Source organism: Rhodococcus sp. RD6.2, from assembly GCF_001040705.1.
GTDB lineage: Bacteria > Actinomycetota > Actinomycetes > Mycobacteriales > Mycobacteriaceae > Rhodococcus_G.
On sequence record NZ_CVQP01000001.1, the window covers coordinates 951,713 to 972,922 of the forward strand.

A 21,210-nucleotide genomic window follows, 5' to 3' on the forward strand; every position below is an offset into this window, starting at 1 on the left:
TGCGCTCGACGATGCGGTGTCCACCGCGTCGGGCACGACCGGCGGTTCACAGACTTCTTCGACGGCTTCGGCCGTCACTGCCGCGACGAAGCGCGCCGACGCTCGCCGCGGTGCCGGACTCTCCGGCATGGTGCTGACCGAACTGCGTGTACTGGCAGGCGAGCTCGGCATCAAGGGCACCTCCGGGATGCGCAAGGGCGACCTGATCGCAGCCATCAAGGAGCGGCAGACGGGCGGCGCCGCACCCAAGTCCGCCAAGTCCGAGAAGGCGGCCCCACAGGGGGACACGACGGCCAAGGCCGATGCGCCGGCGAAGGCCGAAGCGCCGGTGAAGACCGAAGCGCCGGTGAAGACCGCGCCCGCCACGTCCTCGAAGGCCGAGTCGGCCGACGCAGGTGAGCAGACCGCGATCGAGATCACGGACGCGCAGGCCGATAGCGACCAGGGCGGTCGCCGCGGCAGGCAGCGTCGCGGTGCGTCGAGGCCCGCGGGCGGTGCGGCCCCCGACCAGGCGGAGTCCTCCGAGCAGCAGCCTGCGCGCCAGGAGCAGCAGCCGCGCCAGGAGCAGCAGCCGCGCCAGGAACAGGGCGGTGACCGTCCGCGCCGGGAGCGTGGACAGGGTGGTGATCGCAACCAGGGCGACCGCAACCAGGGCGACCGCAACCAGGGCGACCGCAACCAGGGCGACCGCAGTCAGGGTGGCCGCAGCCAGGACCGGAACCAGGACGAGCGTGGTCAGGGGAACGGTCCCCGCAACGATTCGCGTGACAACCGCGACGACGACGGCGAGGGACGCGGTCGCCGCGGTCGCCGATTCCGTGAGCGCAGGCGTGGACGTGACCGCGGCGAAGGCGGAGTCGGCGGTGGCGGCGGAGACGTCGAGATCCGCGAGGACGACGTCCTGCAGCCGGTCGCGGGCATCCTCGACGTGCTCGACAACTACGCGTTCGTGCGCACGTCGGGCTACCTCGCCGGACCGAACGACGTCTATGTGTCGATGAACCTGATTCGCAAGAACGGGCTTCGTCGTGGCGACGCCATCACCGGTGCCGTCCGCGTCGCCCGTGAGGGGGAGTCCGCTGGCTCGCAGCGTCAGAAGTTCAACCCGCTGGTTCGCATCGACACGGTGAACGGCGGTGACGTCGAGGCAGCGAAGCGTCGTCCCGAGTTCAACAAGCTCACCCCGCTGTACCCGAACCAGCGGCTGCGTCTCGAGACCACGCCGAACATCCTGACCACCCGGGTCATCGACCTCGTCATGCCGATCGGCAAGGGGCAGCGTGCGCTGATCGTCTCCCCGCCGAAGGCTGGCAAGACGACGGTCCTGCAGGACATCGCGAACGCGATCTCGGTCAACAACCCCGAGTGCTACCTGATGGTGGTCCTGGTCGACGAGCGGCCCGAAGAGGTCACCGACATGCAGCGTTCGGTGAAGGGTGAGGTCATCGCCTCGACCTTCGACCGGCCGCCGTCAGACCACACCTCGGTGGCCGAACTGGCCATCGAGCGCGCGAAGCGGCTCGTCGAGAACGGCCGCGACGTGGTCGTCCTGCTCGACTCGATCACCCGACTCGGCCGCGCCTACAACAACTCGTCGCCCGCGTCCGGACGCATCCTGTCCGGTGGTGTCGACTCGACGGCGCTGTACCCGCCGAAGCGTTTCCTCGGTGCTGCCCGCAACATCGAGAACGGCGGCTCGCTGACGATCATCGCTTCGGCGCTGGTCGAGACCGGTTCCACCGGCGACACCGTGATCTTCGAGGAGTTCAAGGGCACCGGTAACGCGGAGCTCAAGCTCGACCGCAAGATCGCCGAGCGCCGCGTCTTCCCGGCCGTCGACGTGAACCTGTCGAGTACCCGCAAGGACGAACTGCTGATGAGCCCGGACGAGTTCGCCGTCGTGCACAAGCTGCGCCGGGTGCTGTCGGGTCTGGACACGCACCAGGCGATCGACCTCCTCGTCGATCGTCTCAAGAAGTCGAAGAGCAATGTCGAGTTCCTGATGCAGGTCACCAAGACCGCGCCGGGCTCGATGGGCAACGACTAGCAGGGAACAGATCGGCTGCCGACGGCGTTTAGGAGAACGTCGGCAGCCTCTGGCAGAATGAACGACCGCGCATCCGGCGTTCGCCGAATGTTGGAAACTCAATGTCCGGTTCCGGTTCACGGCTTCGATTCGCGAAGCCGACCCGGCGACCACGAAAGGGACACCATGAAGGCAGGAATCCACCCCGAGTACGTGGCGACCACCGTCGTCTGCGGTTGCGGGAACACGTTCGAGACCCGCAGCACCAAGGAGTCCGGACGGATCACCGTCGAGGTCTGCTCGCAGTGCCACCCGTTCTACACCGGCAAGCAGAAGATCCTCGACACCGGCGGACGCGTTGCCCGCTTCGAGGCTCGCTACGGCAAGCGCGCGTCGAAGAAGGCCGACGCCGACAGCTAGCGACATCGCCGACGCCCGTCCTGTGCACCTTGCAGGCCGGGCGTCGGCTTTTTTGCATCCCCACCTTCGTTAACCCGATTCGAACGCACACCTGGAGCGCATCATGGCGGGCACCACCCAGCCCTCGGCGATCGACGACATCCTGGCCGAGCACGCCGGCCTCGAACTGCAGCTGGCGGACCCGTCGCTGCACAACGATCCGGCCGCAGCACGACGGGTGGGCAAGCGATTCGCCGAGCTCGCGCCGATCATGGCGACCCACGCGAAGCTGGTCGCCGCACGTGAGGACCTCGACGCCGCCCGCGAACTGGCGGCCGATGACGCGTCCTTCGCTGCGGAACTGCCCGCACTCGAGGCGCTGGTCGAGGAACTCGACGTCACGCTCACCGACCTGCTCGCGCCTCGTGACCCGCACGACGGCGACGACGTGGTGCTCGAGGTGAAGTCCGGTGAAGGTGGCGAGGAGTCCGCGTTGTTCGCGGCCGACCTCGCGCGGATGTACACCCGCAGCGCGGAGAACGCGGGGTGGCGCGTCGAGGTTCTCGGAGCGACATACTCCGATCTCGGTGGATTCAAGGACGTCACGCTCTCCATCAAGTCGAAGGGCGACGTCCGCGACGGCGTGTGGTCACGGCTGAAGTTCGAGGGAGGCGTGCACCGCGTGCAGCGGGTTCCGGTCACCGAATCGCAGGGCCGCGTCCACACCTCGGCGGCGGGCGTGTTCATCTACCCCGAACCCGACGAGGTCGAGGAAGTTCAGATCGACGAGGGCGACCTGCGCATCGACGTCTACCGCTCTTCCGGCAAGGGCGGTCAGGGCGTCAACACGACCGACTCCGCGGTCCGCATCACCCACCTGCCCACCGGCATCGTCGTCACCTGCCAGAACGAACGTTCCCAGCTGCAGAACAAGGCCCGCGCAATGCAGGTTCTCGCGGCTCGGCTGCAGGCCGCCGCGGAGGAGGCCGCAGACGCGGAGGCGTCGGCAGGCCGCGCCAGCCAGGTTCGCACCGTGGACCGGTCCGAGCGGATCCGGACCTACAACTTCCCCGAGAACCGCATCACCGATCACCGGATCGGGTTCAAGGCCCACAACCTCGACGCGGTCCTCGACGGCGACATGGACGCGCTGCTCGACGCTCTCGGCAAGTCCGACCGGGAAGCGCGACTCGCCGCCGAATGACGGGTGAGGCACGGTGGTCGTCGCATCCGTTCCGACACCACATGGCAGGCTGAACGCGTGACACGACAACCGTTGCGCCTGGCGATCCTCGACGCCACTCGCACACTCGAGGATGCAGGGGTTCCCAGCCCGCGCACGGACGCGGAACTGCTCGCTGCGCACGTCGTCGGCGTCGACCGCGGACGACTTGGCCTTATCCCGCTGGTCGATCCCGATGTGATCGAGACCTACCGAGGCCTCGTCGCGCGTCGTGCGGAGCGAATTCCGTTGCAGCACATCACCGGTGTCGCGGCGATAGGTGCGATTGACCTGGCGGTCGGTCCGGGGGTGTTCGTCCCGCGTCCGGAGACCGAGCTGCTTCTCGCGTGGGCGATCGCGGTACTCGAGGCCACCCCGACGAGACCGCCGGTGGTCCTGGACCTGTGCACGGGATCCGGTGCGTTGGCGCTCGCGATCGCCCAGGCGCGGCCGGATGCCGTCGTCCATGCGGTCGAACTCGAGACCGCGGCACTGGCGTGGGCACGGCGCAACGCCGACACCCGTGCGGCGATGGGGGACACGCCGATCGTGCTCCACCACGGCGACGTCACCGACCGTGCGTTGCTGCCCGACCTCGAGGGTGGGGTCGATCTGGTCGTGTCGAACCCGCCGTACATCCCCGTGGGAGCGCAGCTCGAGCCGGAGGTGGCGGACCACGACCCGTCGACCGCGCTGTTCGGCGGTCCGGACGGGCTCTCGGTGATCACACCGATGGTGTCGAACATCGCGCGCTGGCTCCGTATCGGCGGTGCCCTCGCCATCGAGCACGACGATTCCAACGGTGCGCAGGTGGCGGCACTCCTGCGGGAACGTCGCGTGTTCGGTGAGGTCTCGGAACACAACGACCTGGCGGGCAAACCGCGGTTCGTCGTCGCCCGGCGCGTCGCGACTGCCACGGAAGCTGCGCGAGGACACTGACCTACCACGGCGGCGGCCCGGCCACCTCACCGGTGGCGGCGACACCGGTTCAACGAGCCGGGTGAAAGGATGAACAGGTGAGCATCGTCTACGACTGCGGGCAACCAGACACACGCGAGGCCGGAATCCGGGCTGCCGGAAACGCGCTCAAGGCAGGGCGTCTCGTCGTCATGCCGACCGACACGCTGTATGGCCTGGCCGCGGACGCGTTCGACAGTGATGCCGTCGCAGGCCTCCTGCGGGCCAAGGGTCGCGGACGTGACATGCCGGTACCGGTGCTCGTCGGTTCCTGGAACACCATCGACGGGCTGGTGTTCACGGTCCGGCCGGAGGCGCGGGAGCTCGTTCGCGCGTTCTGGCCGGGTGGCCTGAGTCTCGTCGTCCAGCAGGCGCCGTCGCTGGCATGGGATCTCGGGGACACCAGGGGAACGGTGATGCTGCGCATGCCGTTGCATCCCGTCGCACTCGAACTGTTGCGCGAGGTCGGCCCGCTGGCGGTGTCCAGCGCGAACATCTCGGGTCACGCGCCGGCCACCACCGTCGCGCAGGCGCGTGATCAGCTCGGGGGCGGCGCGGCCGTCTACCTTGACGGCGGGCCCGCCGTGCACGCCGTCGCGTCGACGATCGTCGACCTGACCTCCGACGTCCCGCGGGTTCTTCGCGAGGGCGCCGTCCCGACAGCCGACGTCGCCGAGGTTCTCGGCGTAACCGTCGAGAGTCTGCTCGGAAGCGCGCGAGGATGAGCACCGCACCGTGACCGTCGCCGATGCCACGCTCATGCTCGCGGCGGAGGCACCGGCGGCTCGAGGGGCGGGTGTGCCGCTCCGCGAGCTCCTTCTGGTGCTCTTCACCGCTGCAGTCATCACGTTTCTCGCCACCGGGGGAGTGCGACTGTTCGCACTCAAGTTCGGTGCGGTCGCCGTTCCTCGTGACCGCGACGTCCACGTCACGCCGACCCCGCGGCTCGGTGGACTCGGCATCTACTTCGGCTTCGCGGCCGCGCTCCTGTTCGCGCAGCAGCTGCCAGCGCTGACCAGGGGATTCGAGTACAACACCAAGGACATCCCCGCCGCATTGGTGTCGGCGACGGTGATCGTCGCCGTCGGCTTCGTCGACGACCGGTGGGGCCTCGACGCCCTCACCAAGTTCGTCGGCCAGGTCACTGCGGCCGGCGTGATGGTCGTGATGGGTGTCAGCTGGCTGGTGGTCTACGTGCCCTTCGGTGGGGGTACGACCTGGGTGCTCGACCAGCTCCAGGGCGGACTGTTCACCGTGCTCGTCGCCGTGGTGATGATCAACGCGATGAACTTCGTCGACGGACTCGACGGACTCGCCGCCGGGCTGGGGTTGATCGCAGCGCTGGCGATCCTGGTCTTCTCGGTCGGTCTTCTCCACGAACAGGGCGGCGACGTCAGCGCCTATCCGCCCGCGATGCTCGCGGCAGCGCTCGCCGGGGCGTGCCTCGGGTTCTTGCCGCACAACTTCCAGCCCGCACGAATCTTCATGGGCGACTCCGGGTCCATGCTCATCGGGCTGATGCTCGCCGCGATCTCGACGAGTGCCTCGGGCCGGATCACGCTGAACGCGTACGGATCTCGCGACATGCTCGGCCTGCTGTCGCCGCTGCTGCTGGTGGGCGCCGTGATGTTCATTCCGATCCTCGACCTGCTCCTCGCCGTCGTGCGGCGGACGATGGCGGGGCGCAGCCCGTTCGCCCCCGACAAGATGCACCTGCACCACCGGCTCCTCGAGATCGGACATTCGCACCGCCGGGTCGTGCTGTTGATCTACTTGTGGGTCGGCGTGCTCGCATTCGGCGCGGTCGGGACGGCCCTGTTCGACCGGAGGATGGTCGTGCTCCTCGTCGCTGGGGGGCTCGTGTTCGCGTTGGTCGTCACCGCGGTCCCGTCGCTGCGGGTGCAGAAGGTTCGTGGTGGTGGCGGCGGTGCCGCCTGAGGTGTACGGCGGCGGTGCCGCCTGAGGTGTACGGCGGCGGTGCCGCCTGAGGTATACGGCGGCGGTGCCGCCTGAGGTATGGGGCGACTCGCCGTGACCGCCAGCTACCCTGGACGCTTGTGAGCTTCTCTCCCGAACCCCTGCCCGACCCGTCTGCACCCCTTCGCGCCGCTGTGCGGTGGGGAATCGTCGGCCTGATCGCGCTCGCTGTCGTGGGTTCGATCGTCGCCTCGCTTCTCGCGGGGTGGGCCGGTCTGTGGGGAGCGCTGATCGGTGTCGCGGTCGGTGGTGGGTTCGTCCTCTGCACGGCGTTGGCAGTGCTGTTCACGGAGAAGATGCCTCCTGCGACGTCAGGCCTCATCCTGCTGGGCAGCTGGCTGCTCAAGATGATTCTGGCGGTCGTGGTCCTCGGTGTGCTCAGGGGGATGGATTTCTACAGCAAGGGTGCCCTGGTCGCGGTCCTGGTGCTCGCGCTGATCATCGTGCTCGGAGCCGAGACGATCGGACTGGTTCGTGTGAAAGTGCCGTACGTCGACTCCACGGACCCCGAATCCGATACGAGGTAGTACTACGACCAGTAGTTTTCCTGGGCCCGAAGACCCCGTCTACACAACGTCGTAGTTGTGTTGATAAGGTCAGGGTCACGTGAGTGCTGGAACGGTGCGAATCAGACGAATCTGCACCGGGCTGGCAGCCGCGAAGGTGACTCCCATACTGGGTGTTTCGAGCATCGAAACCGCACATCGTGGGACCGCCGAGTCGACGACAGTCGCCGACACCGACAGACGCAACGCACTCGAGCACTTCCACGTGCCCGGGCGAGCCGCAGCGGCTGACGAATAAGCGAGCCGACCTGGTCGACTTGTTAGTTCGTCAATGTCCGATCGAACCGTAGGCGATGCCGCCTGCGGCCACGACTACGGGAGAGACCGCTGAGCGTCACCACCCTGGCCGCGGAATTCCATCCGCCGTCACTAACAGACTTCTTCCCTCCCGCCGTGCTGTTCGAGGGCACGCCGTTCGAACTCGATCGTCTGATGCTGATCCGCATCCTCATGACGGTCGTCCTGCTCGGCTTCTTCGCGGTTGCGATGCGCAGCCCGAAGCTCATCCCCCGTGGCGCGCAGAACGTCGCCGAGATGGGACTGGCGTTCGTCAAGGACCAGATCGCAGACGAGGTCCTCGGCAAGGAACAGGGCAAGCGGTTCCTGCCCGTCCTGGTCACGATCTTCTTCACGGTCCTGTTCCTGAACGCGTCGAGTGTGATCCCGTTCCTGAACATCTCCTCGAACGCCCGCATCGGCATGCCGATCGTGCTCGCCGCGCTCGCGTACGTGGTGTTCAACTACGTCGGAATCAAGAAGTACGGCTTCTTCAAGTACGTGAAGTCGAGCATCGTCGTTCCGAATGTGCCGATCGCGATGCACGTCCTGCTGATCCCGATCGAGTTTCTCTCTACGTTCATCCTGCGGCCGTTCACGCTGACCGTCCGACTCATGGCCAACATGCTGGCCGGTCACGTCATGCTCGTGCTGTTCTTCAGTGCCACCCAGTACTTCTTCTTCGAGGCCGCGGCCGGAATGAAGGTCTTCGGGATCTTCTCACTGGCGGCTGGGTTCGGCTTCACGCTGTTCGAGATGCTGGTGATCTTCCTGCAGGCGTACGTCTTCGCCCTGCTGACCGCCGTCTACATCGACCTGGCACTGCACGCCGACTCGCACTGACCTCCGACGCCGCACTGTCGGCATCTGAGGGCATCGACCACCTAGCACCACACATACTGACCCTGCGCCGAACCCGGCGACGGGCAACAGAAAGGGAACGGAAAACCACATGAGCCTCTCGTACCTGGCCCAGGCCACCTCCGAGGTCACCGGTAACGGATTCGGCGCCATCGGCTACGGCCTCGCGGCGATCGGCCCCGGCATCGGCGTGGGCATCGTGGTCGGCAAGGCCATCGAGGGCATCGCGCGCCAGCCCGAGCTCTCCGGCCAGATCCGTACCAACATGTTCCTCGGTATCGCGTTCACCGAGGCCCTGGCGCTGATCGGCCTCGTTGCCGGCTTCGTTTTCGCCTGATCACGCGATGTCGAACATCACCGTGATCGCGGCCTCGGAGAGCGAGGACATCAACCCTCTGCTCCCCGAGACCTATGACATCGTCTGGTCGCTGGTCTGTGTTGCTGTCATCGGCTTCTTCTTCTGGAAGTACATCCTTCCGAAGTTCCAGCAGGTTCTCGCCGATCGTTCCGACCAGATCGAAGGCGGCATCAAGCGGGCTGAGGAAGCGCAGACCGAGGCGAAGGCGGCACTCGAGCAGTACCGCGCCCAGCTCGCCGACGCGCGCACCGAGGCAGCGGCCATCCGCGAGGATGCCCGCACCCAGGGTCAGCAGATCATCAACGAGATGAAGGTGCAGGCTCAGGAGGAGAGCGACCGGATCGTCGCCGCAGGCAGCAGCCAGCTCGCCGCACAGCGTCAGCAGATCGTTGCGGAGCTCCGCAGCGACCTCGGCCGCACCGCGGTCGACCTGGCCGAGAAGGTCATCGGCGAGTCCCTCGCCGACGACGTCAAGCGGGCAGGCACGATCGACCGTTTCCTCAGTGAACTGGACACCGTCAGCGCTGACTCCGCAAACGGAAAGTGAGCACCCATGTACGCAGCAAGCCGTGAGGCGCTGACTCAGACGAGGAGCGCCCTGGAATCAGCGCTGGCCGGGGTTTCGGCCGGTGCGGCGACTGCGGCTGCGGCACAGACCGGCGCGGAGCTGTTCACGGCGGTCGAGGTTCTCGACGGCCAGCGCACGCTCCGCGCCGCGTTGGCCGATCCGTCGGCTCCCGCGTCCGTCCGGCAGGCACTCGCCGGCCAGGTGTTCTCGGGCAAGGTTTCCGCCGAGACCCTGGCGACGATCGACGCCGCAGCAGGTCAGGACTGGTCGACGACCGCAGACCTGCGCAACTCGCTGGTCCTGCTGGGGCGGGAGTCGCTGCTGCGTGCAGCGGACGACCAGAACCAGCTCGACACCGTCGAGGACGAGCTGTTCCGGCTCGGACGCATCGTGGCGGGTAACCCCGACCTCGAGCAGAGCCTGTCCGACCGTGCCCGTCCTGCATCGGCGAAGCGTGAGCTGCTGTCGAAGCTGCTGTACGGCAAGGTCACGGCGGTCACCGAGGCGTTGGCAACCCAGGCCGTCGGCCGACTCGAGTCGGCTCCGGCGGATGCGCTCAACGAACTGTCCGAGCTGGCCGCGGCGCGGCGTGACAAGGCGGTCGCACACGTGCGCAGCGCCACCGCGCTGTCCGAGGCCCAGACCGAACGGCTCGTCGAGACGCTGACCAGGACCTACGGGAAGCCGGTCACGGTGCACGTGGAGGTCGACCCCGAACTCCTCGGTGGACTCGTGGTCCGCGTGGGTGACGAGGTCATCGACGGCAGCGCCGCGGGACGACTCGCATCGCTGCGCAAGAACCTCAAGTAGCCGGCGTCCACGCTGCGCCCCGCAGCACCCACCCAGAACCATTTTCGAGACCAGATACCGAGAGCAGGAAGAACATGGCGGAGCTGACGATCTCCTCCGACGAGATCCGTAGCGCGATCGAGAACTACACCGCGAGCTACTCCCCGGAGGCCTCCCGTGAGGAGGTCGGCACGGTGTCCGACACCAGCGACGGCATTGCGCACGTCACCGGCCTGCCTTCGGCGATGGCCAACGAGCTGCTGGAGTTCCCCGGCGGCGTCCTCGGTGTGGCGCTGAACCTGGATGCCACCGAAATCGGTGCCGTCATCCTGGGTGACTTCCAGGACATCGAAGAGGGCCAGCAGGTCAAGCGGACCGGCGACGTCCTGTCCGTCCCCGTCGGCGATGCCTTCCTGGGCCGCGTCGTGAACCCGCTCGGCCAGCCGATCGACGGCCTGGGCGAGATCGAGTCGACCGAGAACCGCGCCCTCGAGTTGCAGGCCGCGACCGTGCTCGAGCGTCAGCCCGTCGAGGAGCCGCTCCAGACCGGCATCAAGGCCATCGACGCGATGACCCCGATCGGCCGCGGACAGCGTCAGCTCGTCATCGGCGACCGCAAGACCGGCAAGACCGCGGTCTGCATCGACGCGATCCTCAACCAGAAGGCCAACTGGGCGACCGGCGACCCGAAGCAGCAGGTCCGCTGCATCTACGTCGCGATCGGCCAGAAGGGCTCCACCATCGCCGGCGTGAAGCAGGCTCTGGAGGAGAACGGCGCGATGGAGTACACCACCATCGTCGCTGCCCCGGCTTCCGACTCGGCCGGCTTCAAGTGGCTCGCTCCCTACACCGGTTCGGCCATCGGCCAGCACTGGATGTACCAGGGCAAGCACGTCCTCGTCGTGTTCGACGACCTGACCAAGCAGGCCGAGGCGTACCGCGCCATCTCGCTGCTGCTGCGTCGTCCGCCGGGACGTGAGGCCTACCCCGGTGACGTCTTCTACCTGCACTCCCGTCTGCTGGAGCGCTCGGCCAAGCTGTCCGACGCGCTCGGCGGCGGCTCGCTGACGGCGCTGCCGATCATCGAGACCAAGGCCAACGACGTCTCGGCGTACATCCCGACCAACGTCATCTCGATCACCGACGGCCAGGTCTTCCTCGAGTCCGACCTGTTCAACAAGGGCATCCGCCCCGCGATCAACGTCGGTATCTCGGTCTCCCGAGTCGGTGGCGCCGCGCAGACCAAGGGCATGAAGAAGGTCTCCGGTTCGCTGCGTCTGGAGCTCGCTCAGTTCCGTGAGCTCGAGGCGTTCTCCGCCTTCGCCTCCGACCTGGACGACGCCTCGAAGGCTCAGCTCGAGCGCGGCCAGCGACTGGTCGAGCTGCTCAAGCAGGACCAGTACAGCCCGATCGCCGTCGAGGACCAGATCATCTCGATCTACCTCGCGGGCGAAGGTGTCTTCGACTCCGTGCCGGTCGGCGACGTCCGTCGGTTCGAGTCCGAGCTGCTCGAGGATCTGCACCGCAACGCCGCCGGCGTGTACGAGCAGATCGCTGGCGGCAAGGCGCTCGACGGCGACTCGATCGAGGCGCTCAACGCCGCGACCGACAAGTTCAAGCAGGGCTTCCTCGCTTCCGACGGCAGCCGTGTGGTCAACGAGGCCGAGGCTGCCGCTCTCGGTGCCGACGAGGTCAGCCAGGAGCAGGTTTCCGTCACCCGCAAGCACGTCGCCAAGTGAGCGCGGCGGCCGTGACGGACACCAATTGGGAAGGAGGGACTGAGTAGATGGCGAACTTGCGCGAATTGCGCTCCCGCATCAAGTCGGTCAACTCGACCAAGAAGATCACCAAGGCGCAGGAGCTCATTGCGACCTCCCGCATCACCAAGGCGCAGATTCGGGTCGCGGCCTCCAAGCCGTACGCCGAGGAGATCACCAAGGTGCTCTCCGCGCTGGCGAGTGCCTCGGGATCTCTCGATCACCCGCTCCTGAACGAGCGGGCGAACCCGAAGCGTGCCGCCGTGCTGGTCGTCACCAGCGATCGCGGCATGTGTGGTGGTTACAACTCCAACGTCCTCAAGGAAGCGGAGGAGCTGTTCCAGCTGCTGCGCAGCGAGGGCAAGGAGCCGGTGCTCTACGTGCTGGGCACGAAGGGCCTGACCTACTACACGTTCCGCGACCGTGACGTGAAGGGTGCCTGGACCGGGTTCTCCCAGGATCCCGGCTACGCCGACGCGGCACGCGCCAGCAAGCACCTCGTCGAGCTGTTCATGGCGGGATCGGGTAACACGATCCAGGCCTACAACGGCGAGGGCACGGTCGAGGGCGTCGACGAGCTGCACATCGTCTACACGAAGTTCGTGTCGATGCTGACGCAGTCTCCCGAGGTCCGCCGCATGGCGCCGCTGGAGGTCAGCTACCAGGATTCGAACTTCGAGCTCGGCGAGGACATGCTCTCCGACTCGAACGGTGCTGAGCCGACGGCCCAGTACGACTTCGAGCCGGAGGCCGGGACGCTGCTGTCCGCCCTGCTGCCGAAGTACATCAACACCCGGATCTACTCGTCGCTGCTCGATGCCGCGGCGTCGGAGTCGGCCGCGCGTCGTACCGCCATGAAGGCGGCCACCGACAACGCGAATGAGCTGGTGAACACCCTGAGCCGTGAGGCCAACCAGGTGCGCCAGGCCCAGATCACCCAGGAAATCAGCGAGATCGTCGGTGGCGCGAATGCGCTGGCCTCGAGCGCAGGAAGTGACTAGCACATGACCGCAGCAGTAACCCAAACCAACGCGAACGGTGCGGCCGCCACGGCCGGCCGGGTCGTGCGGGTCATCGGTCCCGTTGTGGACGTTGAGTTCCCGCGTGGCGCCGTTCCCGCCCTGTTCAACGCGCTGAACGCAGAGATCACTCTGCCGACTGTCGCGAAGACGCTGACCCTCGAGGTTGCGCAGCACCTGGGCGACAACCTGGTGCGCACGGTGTCGATGCAGCCCACCGACGGCCTGGTCCGTGGCGCCGCGGTCGTCGACTCCGGTCGTCCGATCTCGGTTCCCGTCGGCGACGTCGTCAAGGGCCACGTGTTCAACGCCCTCGGTGACTGCCTCGACACCCCGGGCCTCGGTCGCGACGGCGAGCAGTGGGGCATCCACCGCAAGCCCCCGGCCTTCGACCAGCTCGAGGGCAAGACCGAGATCCTCGAGACCGGCATCAAGGTCATCGACCTGCTGACCCCGTACGTCAAGGGCGGCAAGATCGGTCTGTTCGGTGGCGCCGGCGTCGGCAAGACCGTTCTGATCCAGGAGATGATCACCCGTATCGCCCGCGAGTTCTCCGGAACCTCGGTGTTCGCAGGCGTCGGTGAGCGCACCCGTGAGGGCACCGACCTTCACCTCGAGATGGAAGAGATGGGCGTCCTCCAGGACACCGCCCTTGTCTTCGGTCAGATGGACGAGCCGCCGGGAACGCGTATGCGCGTCGCCCTGTCCGCACTGACCATGGCGGAGTACTTCCGCGATGTGCAGGGCCAGGACGTGCTGCTGTTCATCGACAACATCTTCCGCTTCACCCAGGCCGGTTCCGAGGTCTCGACCCTGCTCGGTCGTATGCCGTCGGCCGTGGGTTACCAGCCGACGCTGGCGGACGAGATGGGTGAGCTCCAGGAGCGCATCACCTCGACCCGTGGCCGCTCGATCACCTCGCTGCAGGCGATCTACGTCCCCGCCGACGACTACACCGACCCGGCGCCGGCCACGACCTTCGCGCACCTCGATGCGACCACCGAGCTCTCGCGCCCGATCTCGCAGATGGGTATCTACCCCGCTGTGGATCCGCTGAGCTCGACCTCCCGCATCCTGGAACCCGGCATCGTCGGTGCCGAGCACTTCCGCGTCGCGAACGAGGTCAAGCGGATCCTGCAGAAGTACAAGGAACTGCAGGACATCATCGCGATCCTCGGTATGGACGAGCTGCAGGAAGAGGACAAGGTCCTCGTCGGCCGCGCCCGCCGTCTGCAGAAGTTCCTCGGCCAGAACTTCATCGTCGCCGAGAAGTTCACGGGCGAGGCCGGCTCCGTGGTGCCGCTGCGTGACACCATCGAGGCGTTCGACCGCGTCTGCAAGGGCGAGTTCGATCACCTGCCCGAGCAGGCGTTCAACAGCTGTGGTGGACTCGACGACGTCGAGGCCGCTGCCGCCAAGATCGCCGGAAAGTAGTCGACGATGGCTGAGATGACCGTTGAGCTCGTCGCCGTCGAGCGGCGGCTGTGGTCGGGGCAGGCGACTCTCGTCAGCGCCCAGACCACCGAGGGTGAGATCGGCATCATGTACGGCCACGAGCCCGTCCTCGGCCAGCTGGTCGAGGGTGGGACCGTTGCCATCACCACCGAGGGCGAGCGTCTCGTCGTCGCGGTGCACGGTGGCTTCCTCTCGGTGACCGGCAAGACGGTGACGATCCTGGCGGAGTCCGCGGACTTCTCCGGAGACATCGACGTCGACGCCGCGAAGGCCGTCCTCGCCGACACCACCGCAAGCGACGAGGCGATCGCAGTCGCCAAGGGCCAGCTCCGCGCTGTCGAGCGGGCCTGACAGGTATTACGACAAGCCGCGACGAGTAGGCCGACGAGTAGTGACCACCGGAGTGATCGTTCTTTCGATTCTGGTTGCGCTGCTCGCGGCCCTCGTCGCGGCTTTCGTGTATCGACTGGTGGTGCTGCGTCGAGGTGGGACGGCCGCGATCCTGCGGTGCCTTCCGAACGATGCCGGCCTCGGGTGGCGTCACGGGATCATCCGCTACGGCGAGGAGACGCTGCAGTTCTTCAAGCTGTCGAGCCTGCGTCCCGGACCCGACTCGAGGATCTCGCGGCAGGGCATCGAGATCGCAGGCAGGCGATCGCCGCAGGACACCGAGTTCGACATCATGACCGACGACATCGTCATCGTCTCGGTGCGCGACGAGGACTCGGAACGCGCGTTCGAGTTCGCGCTCGACAGAGGTTCGCTGACGGCGTTCCTGTCGTGGATCGAATCCCGTCCGTCGGGTAGATCGCTGCGGGGACGCCCACCTGGAATGGGCGACTGAGTCCGGATACGAACAACCCCGGCCCGATGGGCCGGGGTTTCGTCGTCTCAGGACTGTTCGCCGCCCGGTTTCCAGAGCACGTCCCCATCCGGATTTGCGACCCTGCCGAGGATGAACAGCAGGTCCGACAGGCGGTTGAGGTACTTCGCGGGGGCGACGTTGGTGTCCTCGGGCGCGGCGTCGACCGCGGCCCACGCGGCGCGTTCGGCGCGGCGTACGACGGTGCGGGCGACATGGAGCTGCGCGGCGAGCGCGGTCCCGCCCGGCAGGATGAACGAGTTGAGTGGAGCCAGTTGCTCGTTGAACTCGTCGCACCAACCCTCGAGTCGCTCGATGTACTCCGGGGTGATCCGCAGCGGCGGATACTTCGGATCCTCGACAACCGGCGTCGAGAGATCGGCCCCCGCGTCGAAGAGGTCGTTCTGGACCTGGCGGAGGACCGCGGCCAGTTTCTCGTCGGGGTTTCCGACGGCCAACGCAACTCCGAGCGCGGCGTTCGCCTCGTCGCAGTCCGCGTACGCCACGAGCCGGGGATCGTTCTTCGACACCCGCGAGAAATCGCTCAAACCGGTGGTTCCGTCGTCGCCGGTGCGCGTATAGATGCGGGTCAGGTGGACTGCCATGGGGTCACCGTACCGCGCCCCGACGGACCGCCGAGGCGGCCTGACTAGGCTGTGCGACTGTGAGTGAACGCTTTCTGGTCACCGGCGGCAACCGACTGTCGGGTGAGGTCTCGGTCAGCGGCGCAAAGAACAGCGTCCTGAAGTTGATGGCAGCGGCGTTGCTCGCCGAGGGCACGACGACCATCACGAACTGTCCGGACATCCTCGACGTGCCCTTGATGGCGGAGGTTCTCAGGGGACTCGGCTGCGAAGTCGTCCTGGAAGGCGACCAGGTCGCCATCACGACGCCGGCGGAACCCGAGTACCACGCAGACTTTCCCGCAGTCACCCAGTTCCGGGCGTCGGTGTGTGTCCTCGGGCCGCTCGTCGCACGGTGCAGGCGTGCAGTCGTTGCACTACCGGGTGGCGATGCAATCGGTTCACGGCCGCTCGACATGCATCAGAGCGGACTGCGCCTGCTGGGTGCGACCAGCGAAATTCAGCACGGATGCGTCGTCGCCGAAGCCGCGGACCTGCACGGAGCGAGTATTCGGCTTGCATTCCCGTCGGTCGGGGCGACCGAGAACATCCTGATGGCGGCGGTTCTCGCCAACGGCGAGACCGTCATCGACAACGCTGCCCGCGAACCCGACATCGTCGACCTGTGCAACATGCTCGGCCGGATGGGGGCGCAGATCGAGGGCGCAGGAACGTCGACCCTGACGATCCAAGGTGTGCGGACCCTGCGTCCGACGACGCACCGCGTCATCGGCGATCGCATCGTCGCGGCAACGTGGGGTGTCGCGGCCGCGATGACCCGCGGTGACGTACGGGTTCGCGGCGTCAACCCGCGACATCTCGCGCTCGTCCTAGACAAGCTGCGGGCTGCAGGCGCCGATGTCACGAGCGAACCGGACGGATTCCGCGTCGTTCAGGCCGAGCGTCCGCGCGCCGTCAACTTCGCGACGTTGCCGTTCCCCGGATTCCCGACCGACCTGCAGCCGATGGCCATCGGATTGGCGGCGGTTGCCGACGGCACGTCGATGATCACCGAGAACGTCTTCGAAGCGCGGTTCCGGTTCGTCGAGGAGATGATTCGGCTCGGTGCGGATGCGCGGACTGATGGCCACCATGCGGTGGTGCGCGGAATCCCACGCCTGTCCAGTGCGCCGGTGTGGTCCTCGGACATTCGCGCGGGTGCCGGTCTGGTGCTCGCGGGACTGGTCGCCGACGGGACGACCGAAGTGCACGACGTCTACCACATCGACAGGGGTTATCCGAGGTTCGTCGAGGACCTCAGCGAGCTCGGGGGAGACATCGAGCGGGTGCCGGGAACGGAGTGACGACCAGCCGGCAACCATGACCTTTGGGCCTCGGCGCCTCGCGTAAGCGAGGCGCCGAGGCCCTTCTCGTATGCGGCGGACGGGCATGGTGTCGGGCGTCACATGGACGTGATTTGGGGGTTTGGGTCGGTTGGCGGGGTGTTGACCTGCGTCTTTGGGTGGCGTGATGTGGTGTGACCAGCGGATTTGCGGTGGCGTTCACGGCCACGTAACTTTTGTCGAGTCAGAGCGACACGGACACCGACCAGCCCGGAAGGGCCGGACACGAGGTTGGACGAAGGCGCCTGACAAAGCCTCAATCAATTGTCTCGACTTCAACGGTTTGCGCCGGTGGGGGAGATGGGTTAGGCTGGAACAGTTGCCCCGGAGCGGCCGAGANCGAGTTTCTNGGTGGTGATGGTGTGTGCGTGTTCTTTGAGAACTCAACAGTGTGCCGATGAATGTCAGTGCCAAATTTTTTGGTACTCCACTCCATCATTTGTATGGGGTGGGTATTGCTGGCTCCGGTCCTTCTTCCGTCGGATTCGGGGTCAGTGTTTGAATGCTAGTTTGAGTTTTTGAATGCTAGTGATTTGACTCGATGTCTATGACTGATTAGCGGCTTGCCGCGAAATCTAGAGTCTTCAACGGAGAGTTTGATCCTGGCTCAGGACGAACGCTGGCGGCGTGCTTAACACATGCAAGTCGAGCGGTAAGGCCCNTTCGGGGGTACACGAGCGGCGAACGGGTGAGTAACACGTGGGTGATCTGCCCTGCACTTCGGGATAAGCCTGGGAAACTGGGTCTAATACCGGATATGACCAAAGGCTGCATGGCTTTTGGTGGAAAGGTTTACTGGTGCAGGATGGGCCCGCGGCCTATCAGCTTGTTGGTGGGGTAATGGCCTACCAAGGCGACGACGGGTAGCCGACCTGAGAGGGTGACCGGCCACACTGGGACTGAGACACGGCCCAGACTCCTACGGGAGGCAGCAGTGGGGAATATTGCACAATGGGCGAAAGCCTGATGCAGCGACGCCGCGTGAGGGATGACGGCCTTCGGGTTGTAAACCTCTTTCAGCAGGGACGAAGCGAAAGTGACGGTACCTGCAGAAGAAGCACCGGCCAACTACGTGCCAGCAGCCGCGGTAATACGTAGGGTGCGAGCGTTGTCCGGAATTACTGGGCGTAAAGAGCTCGTAGGCGGTTTGTCGCGTCGTCTGTGAAAACCAGCAGCTCAACTGCTGGCTTGCAGGCGATACGGGCAGACTTGAGTACTGCAGGGGAGACTGGAATTCCTGGTGTAGCGGTGAAATGCGCAGATATCAGGAGGAACACCGGTGGCGAAGGCGGGTCTCTGGGCAGTAACTGACGCTGAGGAGCGAAAGCGTGGGTAGCGAACAGGATTAGATACCCTGGTAGTCCACGCCGTAAACGGTGGGTACTAGATGTGGGTCCCTTCCACGGGATCCGTGTCGTAGCTAACGCATTAAGTACCCCGCCTGGGGAGTACGGCCGCAAGGCTAAAACTCAAAGGAATTGACGGGGGCCCGCACAAGCGGCGGAGCATGTGGATTAATTCGATGCAACGCGAAGAACCTTACCTGGGTTTGACATATACCGGAAAGCCGTAGAGATACGGCCCCCCTTGTGGTCGGTATACAGGTGGTGCATGGCTGTCGTCAGCTCGTGTCGTGAGATGTTGGGTTAAGTCCCGCAACGAGCGCAACCCTTGTCCTGTGTTGCCAGCGCGTAATGGCGGGGACTCGCAGGAGACTGCCGGGGTCAACTCGGAGGAAGGTGGGGACGACGTCAAGTCATCATGCCCCTTATGTCCAGGGCTTCACACATGCTACAATGGCCGGTACAGAGGGCTGCGATACCGTGAGGTGGAGCGAATCCCTTAAAGCCGGTCTCAGTTCGGATCGGGGTCTGCAACTCGACCCCGTGAAGTCGGAGTCGCTAGTAATCGCAGATCAGCAACGCTGCGGTGAATACGTTCCCGGGCCTTGTACACACCGCCCGTCACGTCATGAAAGTCGGTAACACCCGAAGCCGGTGGCCTAACCCTTGTGGAGGGAGCCGTCGAAGGTGGGATCGGCGATTGGGACGAAGTCGTAACAAGGTAGCCGTACCGGAAGGTGCGGCTGGATCACCTCCTTTCTAAGGAGCATCTCCCCACACACCCCGAAGAGTCGGGGAGCGTGTGAGGGCAGAGCCACTTCGGATTCACATGTAATCCGGTGGTGCTCATGGGTGGAACGCTGACAANCATTTTCTTCATTACCGCCGGCCCGAGTGCTGGTGGGAAGAGAGTTATATCGGTGCACTGTTGGGTCCTGAGAGAACACGCGAGTGTTTGTCTCTAGGGTAAACGACGAGCGGGAAGCCGCAGGTCAAACCGCGGTGAGGGTGTGAGCCTTCACTGGTCTGGTGTCTGCAGGTTGGTTTCTTGTTTGTGTGTTGTTTGAGAACTGCACAGTGGACGCGAGCATCTTTGTTGTAAGTAATGAAGAGCGTACGGTGGATGCCTTGGCACCAGGAGCCGATGAAGGACGTAGGAGGCTGCGATAAGCCTCGGGGAGCTGTCAACCGAGCTGAGATCCGAGGATTTCCGAATGGGGAAACCCAGCACGAGTGATGTCGTGTTACCCGCACCTGAATATATAGGGTGTGTGGAGGGAACGTGGGGAAGTGAAACATCTCAGTACCCACAGGAAGAGAAAACAACCGTGATTCCGTGAGTAGTGGCGAGCGAAAGCGGAAGAGGCCAAACCATGTACATGTGATACCCGGCAGGGGTTGTGTGCGTGGGGTTGTGGGGTCATCTTTGTCAATTCTGCCGGATTGGCCGACAGTAAGAAATCATCGTGTTAGTCGAAGTGGTCTGGAACGGCCTGTCGTAGAGGGTGAGAGTCCCGTAGACGAAAACATGGTGACTGTCGTAGGTGATGCCCAAGTAGCAGCGGGCCCGTGAAATCTGCTGTGAATCTGTCGGGACCACCCGATAAGCCTGAATACTCCCTGGTGACCGATAGCGGACTAGTACCGTGAGGGAAAGGTGAAAAGTACCCCGGGAGGGGAGTGAAATAGTACCTGAAACCGTGCGCTTACAATCCGTCAGAGCCTTCGAGCAGCTTGCTGCTGGGGGTGATGGCGTGCCTTTTGAAGAATGAGCCTGCGAGTTAGTGGCATGTCGCGAGGTTAACCCGTGTGGGGTAGCCGTAGCGAAAGCGAGTCCGAATAGGGCGTTTTAGTGGCATGTTCTAGACCCGAAGCGGAGTGATCTACCCATGGCCAGGGTGAAGCGACGGTAAGACGTCGTGGAGGCCCGAACCCACTTAGGTTGAAAACTGAGGGGATGAGTTGTGGGTAGGGGTGAAAGGCCAATCAAACTCCGTGATAGCTGGTTCTCCCCGAAATGCATTTAGGTGCAGCGTCACGTGTTTCTCNCCGGAGGTAGAGCTACTGGATGGTCTAGGGGGCCCACAAGCTTACCGAAATCAGCCAAACTCCGAATGCCGGTGAGTGAGAGCGTGGCAGTGAGACTGCGGGGGATAAGCTTCGTAGTCGAGAGGGAAACAGCCCAGATCGCCGGCTAAGGTCCCTAAGCGTGTACTAAGTGGAAAAGGATGTGGGGTCGCGAAGACAACCAGGAGGTTGGCTTAGAAGCAGCCACCCTTGAAAGAGTGCGTAATAGCTCACTGGTCAAGTGATCCTGCGCCGACAATGTAGCGGGGCTCAAGTACACCACCGAAGCCGCGGCATTCACATAAGCCCGCTTGATCCTTACGGGGGTCGAGCCAGGTGTGTGGATGGGTAGGGGAGCGTCGTGCAGCCATGGAAGCAGCAGTGTGAACTAGCTGTGGAGGCTGCACGAGTGAGAATGCAGGCATGAGTAGCGAAAGACAAGTGAGAAACTTGTCCGCCGAATGACCAAGGGTTCCTGGGCCAGGTTAATCCGCCCAGGGTGAGTCGGGACCTAAGACGAGGCCGACAGGCGTAGCCGATGGACAACGGGTTGATATTCCCGTACCCGTGTGAACGCGTCAATGGTGAATCAGTGATACTAACCGTCCTGAAGCGCTCTTACTTCCCTTCGGGGAACCTGGGTGTGGATGCACGGAACCTGAGCTGGTAGTAGCCAAGCGATGGGGTGACGCAGGAAGGTAGCTGGGCCAGTTAGTGGTAGTACTGGTGTAAGCGTGTAGGG

General features: G+C 65.0%; 18 protein-coding genes and 2 rRNA genes. 19 read left to right on the forward strand and 1 reads right to left on the reverse strand.

The annotated features are described in order from the left end of the window. The first annotated feature begins 16 nt into the window (after positions 1 to 16). The 16 genes from rho to RHCRD62_RS04325 all read left to right on the forward strand — a co-directional run bounded on the left by rho (position 17) and on the right by RHCRD62_RS04325 (position 15,074). On the forward strand, positions 17 to 2,047 hold the full coding sequence (gene rho, locus RHCRD62_RS04245) for a transcription termination factor Rho (RefSeq protein ID WP_253277193.1): 2,031 nt from the start codon (positions 17 to 19) through the stop codon (positions 2,045 to 2,047). A gap of 165 nt (positions 2,048 to 2,212) precedes the next feature. Then, positions 2,213 to 2,446, forward strand: a complete 234-nt coding sequence (gene rpmE, locus RHCRD62_RS04250) for a 50S ribosomal protein L31 (RefSeq protein WP_050063343.1) — start codon at positions 2,213 to 2,215, stop codon at positions 2,444 to 2,446. Between the two features lie 103 nt (positions 2,447 to 2,549). Then, a complete protein-coding gene (gene prfA / locus RHCRD62_RS04255) occupies positions 2,550 to 3,629 on the forward strand; it encodes a peptide chain release factor 1 (RefSeq protein ID WP_050063344.1) in 1,080 nt (359 codons plus the stop codon). Between the two features lie 57 nt (positions 3,630 to 3,686). Further along, the gene (gene prmC / locus RHCRD62_RS04260) at positions 3,687 to 4,586 is read left to right on the forward strand and encodes a peptide chain release factor N(5)-glutamine methyltransferase (RefSeq protein ID WP_050063345.1); all 900 of its coding nucleotides are present in this window, start codon (positions 3,687 to 3,689) and stop codon (positions 4,584 to 4,586) included. Between the two features lie 77 nt (positions 4,587 to 4,663). Beyond that, positions 4,664 to 5,329, forward strand: a complete 666-nt coding sequence (locus tag RHCRD62_RS04265; protein ID WP_050063346.1) for an L-threonylcarbamoyladenylate synthase — start codon at positions 4,664 to 4,666, stop codon at positions 5,327 to 5,329. A gap of 34 nt (positions 5,330 to 5,363) precedes the next feature. Continuing rightward, a complete protein-coding gene (locus RHCRD62_RS04270) occupies positions 5,364 to 6,542 on the forward strand; it encodes a glycosyltransferase family 4 protein (protein ID WP_050063494.1) in 1,179 nt (392 codons plus the stop codon). Positions 6,543 to 6,661: 119 nt separating this feature from the next. After that, a complete protein-coding gene (locus tag RHCRD62_RS04275) occupies positions 6,662 to 7,108 on the forward strand; it encodes a Cg1360 family ATP-synthase-associated protein (RefSeq protein ID WP_050063347.1) in 447 nt (148 codons plus the stop codon). A 381-nt stretch (positions 7,109 to 7,489) separates the two neighbouring features. Continuing rightward, entirely contained in the window at positions 7,490 to 8,266 is a 777-nt protein-coding gene (atpB, locus tag RHCRD62_RS04285) for a F0F1 ATP synthase subunit A (protein WP_253277194.1), read from the forward strand. A gap of 109 nt (positions 8,267 to 8,375) precedes the next feature. Further along, positions 8,376 to 8,621 carry an ATP synthase F0 subunit C gene (locus RHCRD62_RS04290; RefSeq protein WP_050063350.1) on the forward strand — a complete coding sequence of 82 codons (246 nt, stop codon included), beginning with the start codon at positions 8,376 to 8,378 and terminating at the stop codon, positions 8,619 to 8,621. 7 nt (positions 8,622 to 8,628) lie between these two features. Continuing rightward, entirely contained in the window at positions 8,629 to 9,189 is a 561-nt protein-coding gene (locus tag RHCRD62_RS04295; protein ID WP_050063351.1) for a F0F1 ATP synthase subunit B, read from the forward strand. Positions 9,190 to 9,195: 6 nt separating this feature from the next. Then, the gene (locus RHCRD62_RS04300; RefSeq protein WP_050063352.1) at positions 9,196 to 10,020 is read left to right on the forward strand and encodes a F0F1 ATP synthase subunit delta; all 825 of its coding nucleotides are present in this window, start codon (positions 9,196 to 9,198) and stop codon (positions 10,018 to 10,020) included. Positions 10,021 to 10,094: 74 nt separating this feature from the next. Next, positions 10,095 to 11,738: a F0F1 ATP synthase subunit alpha gene (gene atpA, locus RHCRD62_RS04305; protein ID WP_050063353.1), complete on the forward strand. Its 1,644-nt coding sequence runs from the start codon at positions 10,095 to 10,097 to the stop codon at positions 11,736 to 11,738. Between the two features lie 47 nt (positions 11,739 to 11,785). Continuing rightward, positions 11,786 to 12,757, forward strand: a complete 972-nt coding sequence (locus tag RHCRD62_RS04310; RefSeq protein WP_050063354.1) for a F0F1 ATP synthase subunit gamma — start codon at positions 11,786 to 11,788, stop codon at positions 12,755 to 12,757. Between the two features lie 3 nt (positions 12,758 to 12,760). Beyond that, positions 12,761 to 14,209 carry a F0F1 ATP synthase subunit beta gene (gene atpD / locus RHCRD62_RS04315; RefSeq protein WP_050063355.1) on the forward strand — a complete coding sequence of 483 codons (1,449 nt, stop codon included), beginning with the start codon at positions 12,761 to 12,763 and terminating at the stop codon, positions 14,207 to 14,209. Between the two features lie 6 nt (positions 14,210 to 14,215). After that, positions 14,216 to 14,581, forward strand: a complete 366-nt coding sequence (locus RHCRD62_RS04320) for a F0F1 ATP synthase subunit epsilon (protein WP_050063356.1) — start codon at positions 14,216 to 14,218, stop codon at positions 14,579 to 14,581. Positions 14,582 to 14,621: 40 nt separating this feature from the next. Continuing rightward, positions 14,622 to 15,074: a DUF2550 domain-containing protein gene (locus tag RHCRD62_RS04325; RefSeq protein WP_050063357.1), complete on the forward strand. Its 453-nt coding sequence runs from the start codon at positions 14,622 to 14,624 to the stop codon at positions 15,072 to 15,074. A 47-nt stretch (positions 15,075 to 15,121) separates the two neighbouring features. On the opposite strand, the gene RHCRD62_RS04330 is transcribed toward RHCRD62_RS04325, so the two are convergent. After that, positions 15,122 to 15,697, reverse strand: a complete 576-nt coding sequence (locus tag RHCRD62_RS04330; RefSeq protein WP_050063358.1) for a cob(I)yrinic acid a,c-diamide adenosyltransferase — start codon at positions 15,695 to 15,697, stop codon at positions 15,122 to 15,124. Positions 15,698 to 15,756: 59 nt separating this feature from the next. On the opposite strand from RHCRD62_RS04330, the gene murA reads away from it, so the two are divergent. From murA to RHCRD62_RS04345, 3 genes are all read left to right on the forward strand, one after another. Further along, complete coding sequence (murA, locus tag RHCRD62_RS04335) at positions 15,757 to 17,019, forward strand: UDP-N-acetylglucosamine 1-carboxyvinyltransferase (RefSeq protein ID WP_172670994.1); 1,263 nt, start codon at positions 15,757 to 15,759, stop codon at positions 17,017 to 17,019. 623 nt (positions 17,020 to 17,642) lie between these two features. Next, positions 17,643 to 19,160 (forward strand): 16S ribosomal RNA (locus RHCRD62_RS04340). A gap of 337 nt (positions 19,161 to 19,497) precedes the next feature. Continuing rightward, a 23S ribosomal RNA gene (locus tag RHCRD62_RS04345) occupies positions 19,498 to 21,210 on the forward strand; the annotation flags it as partial.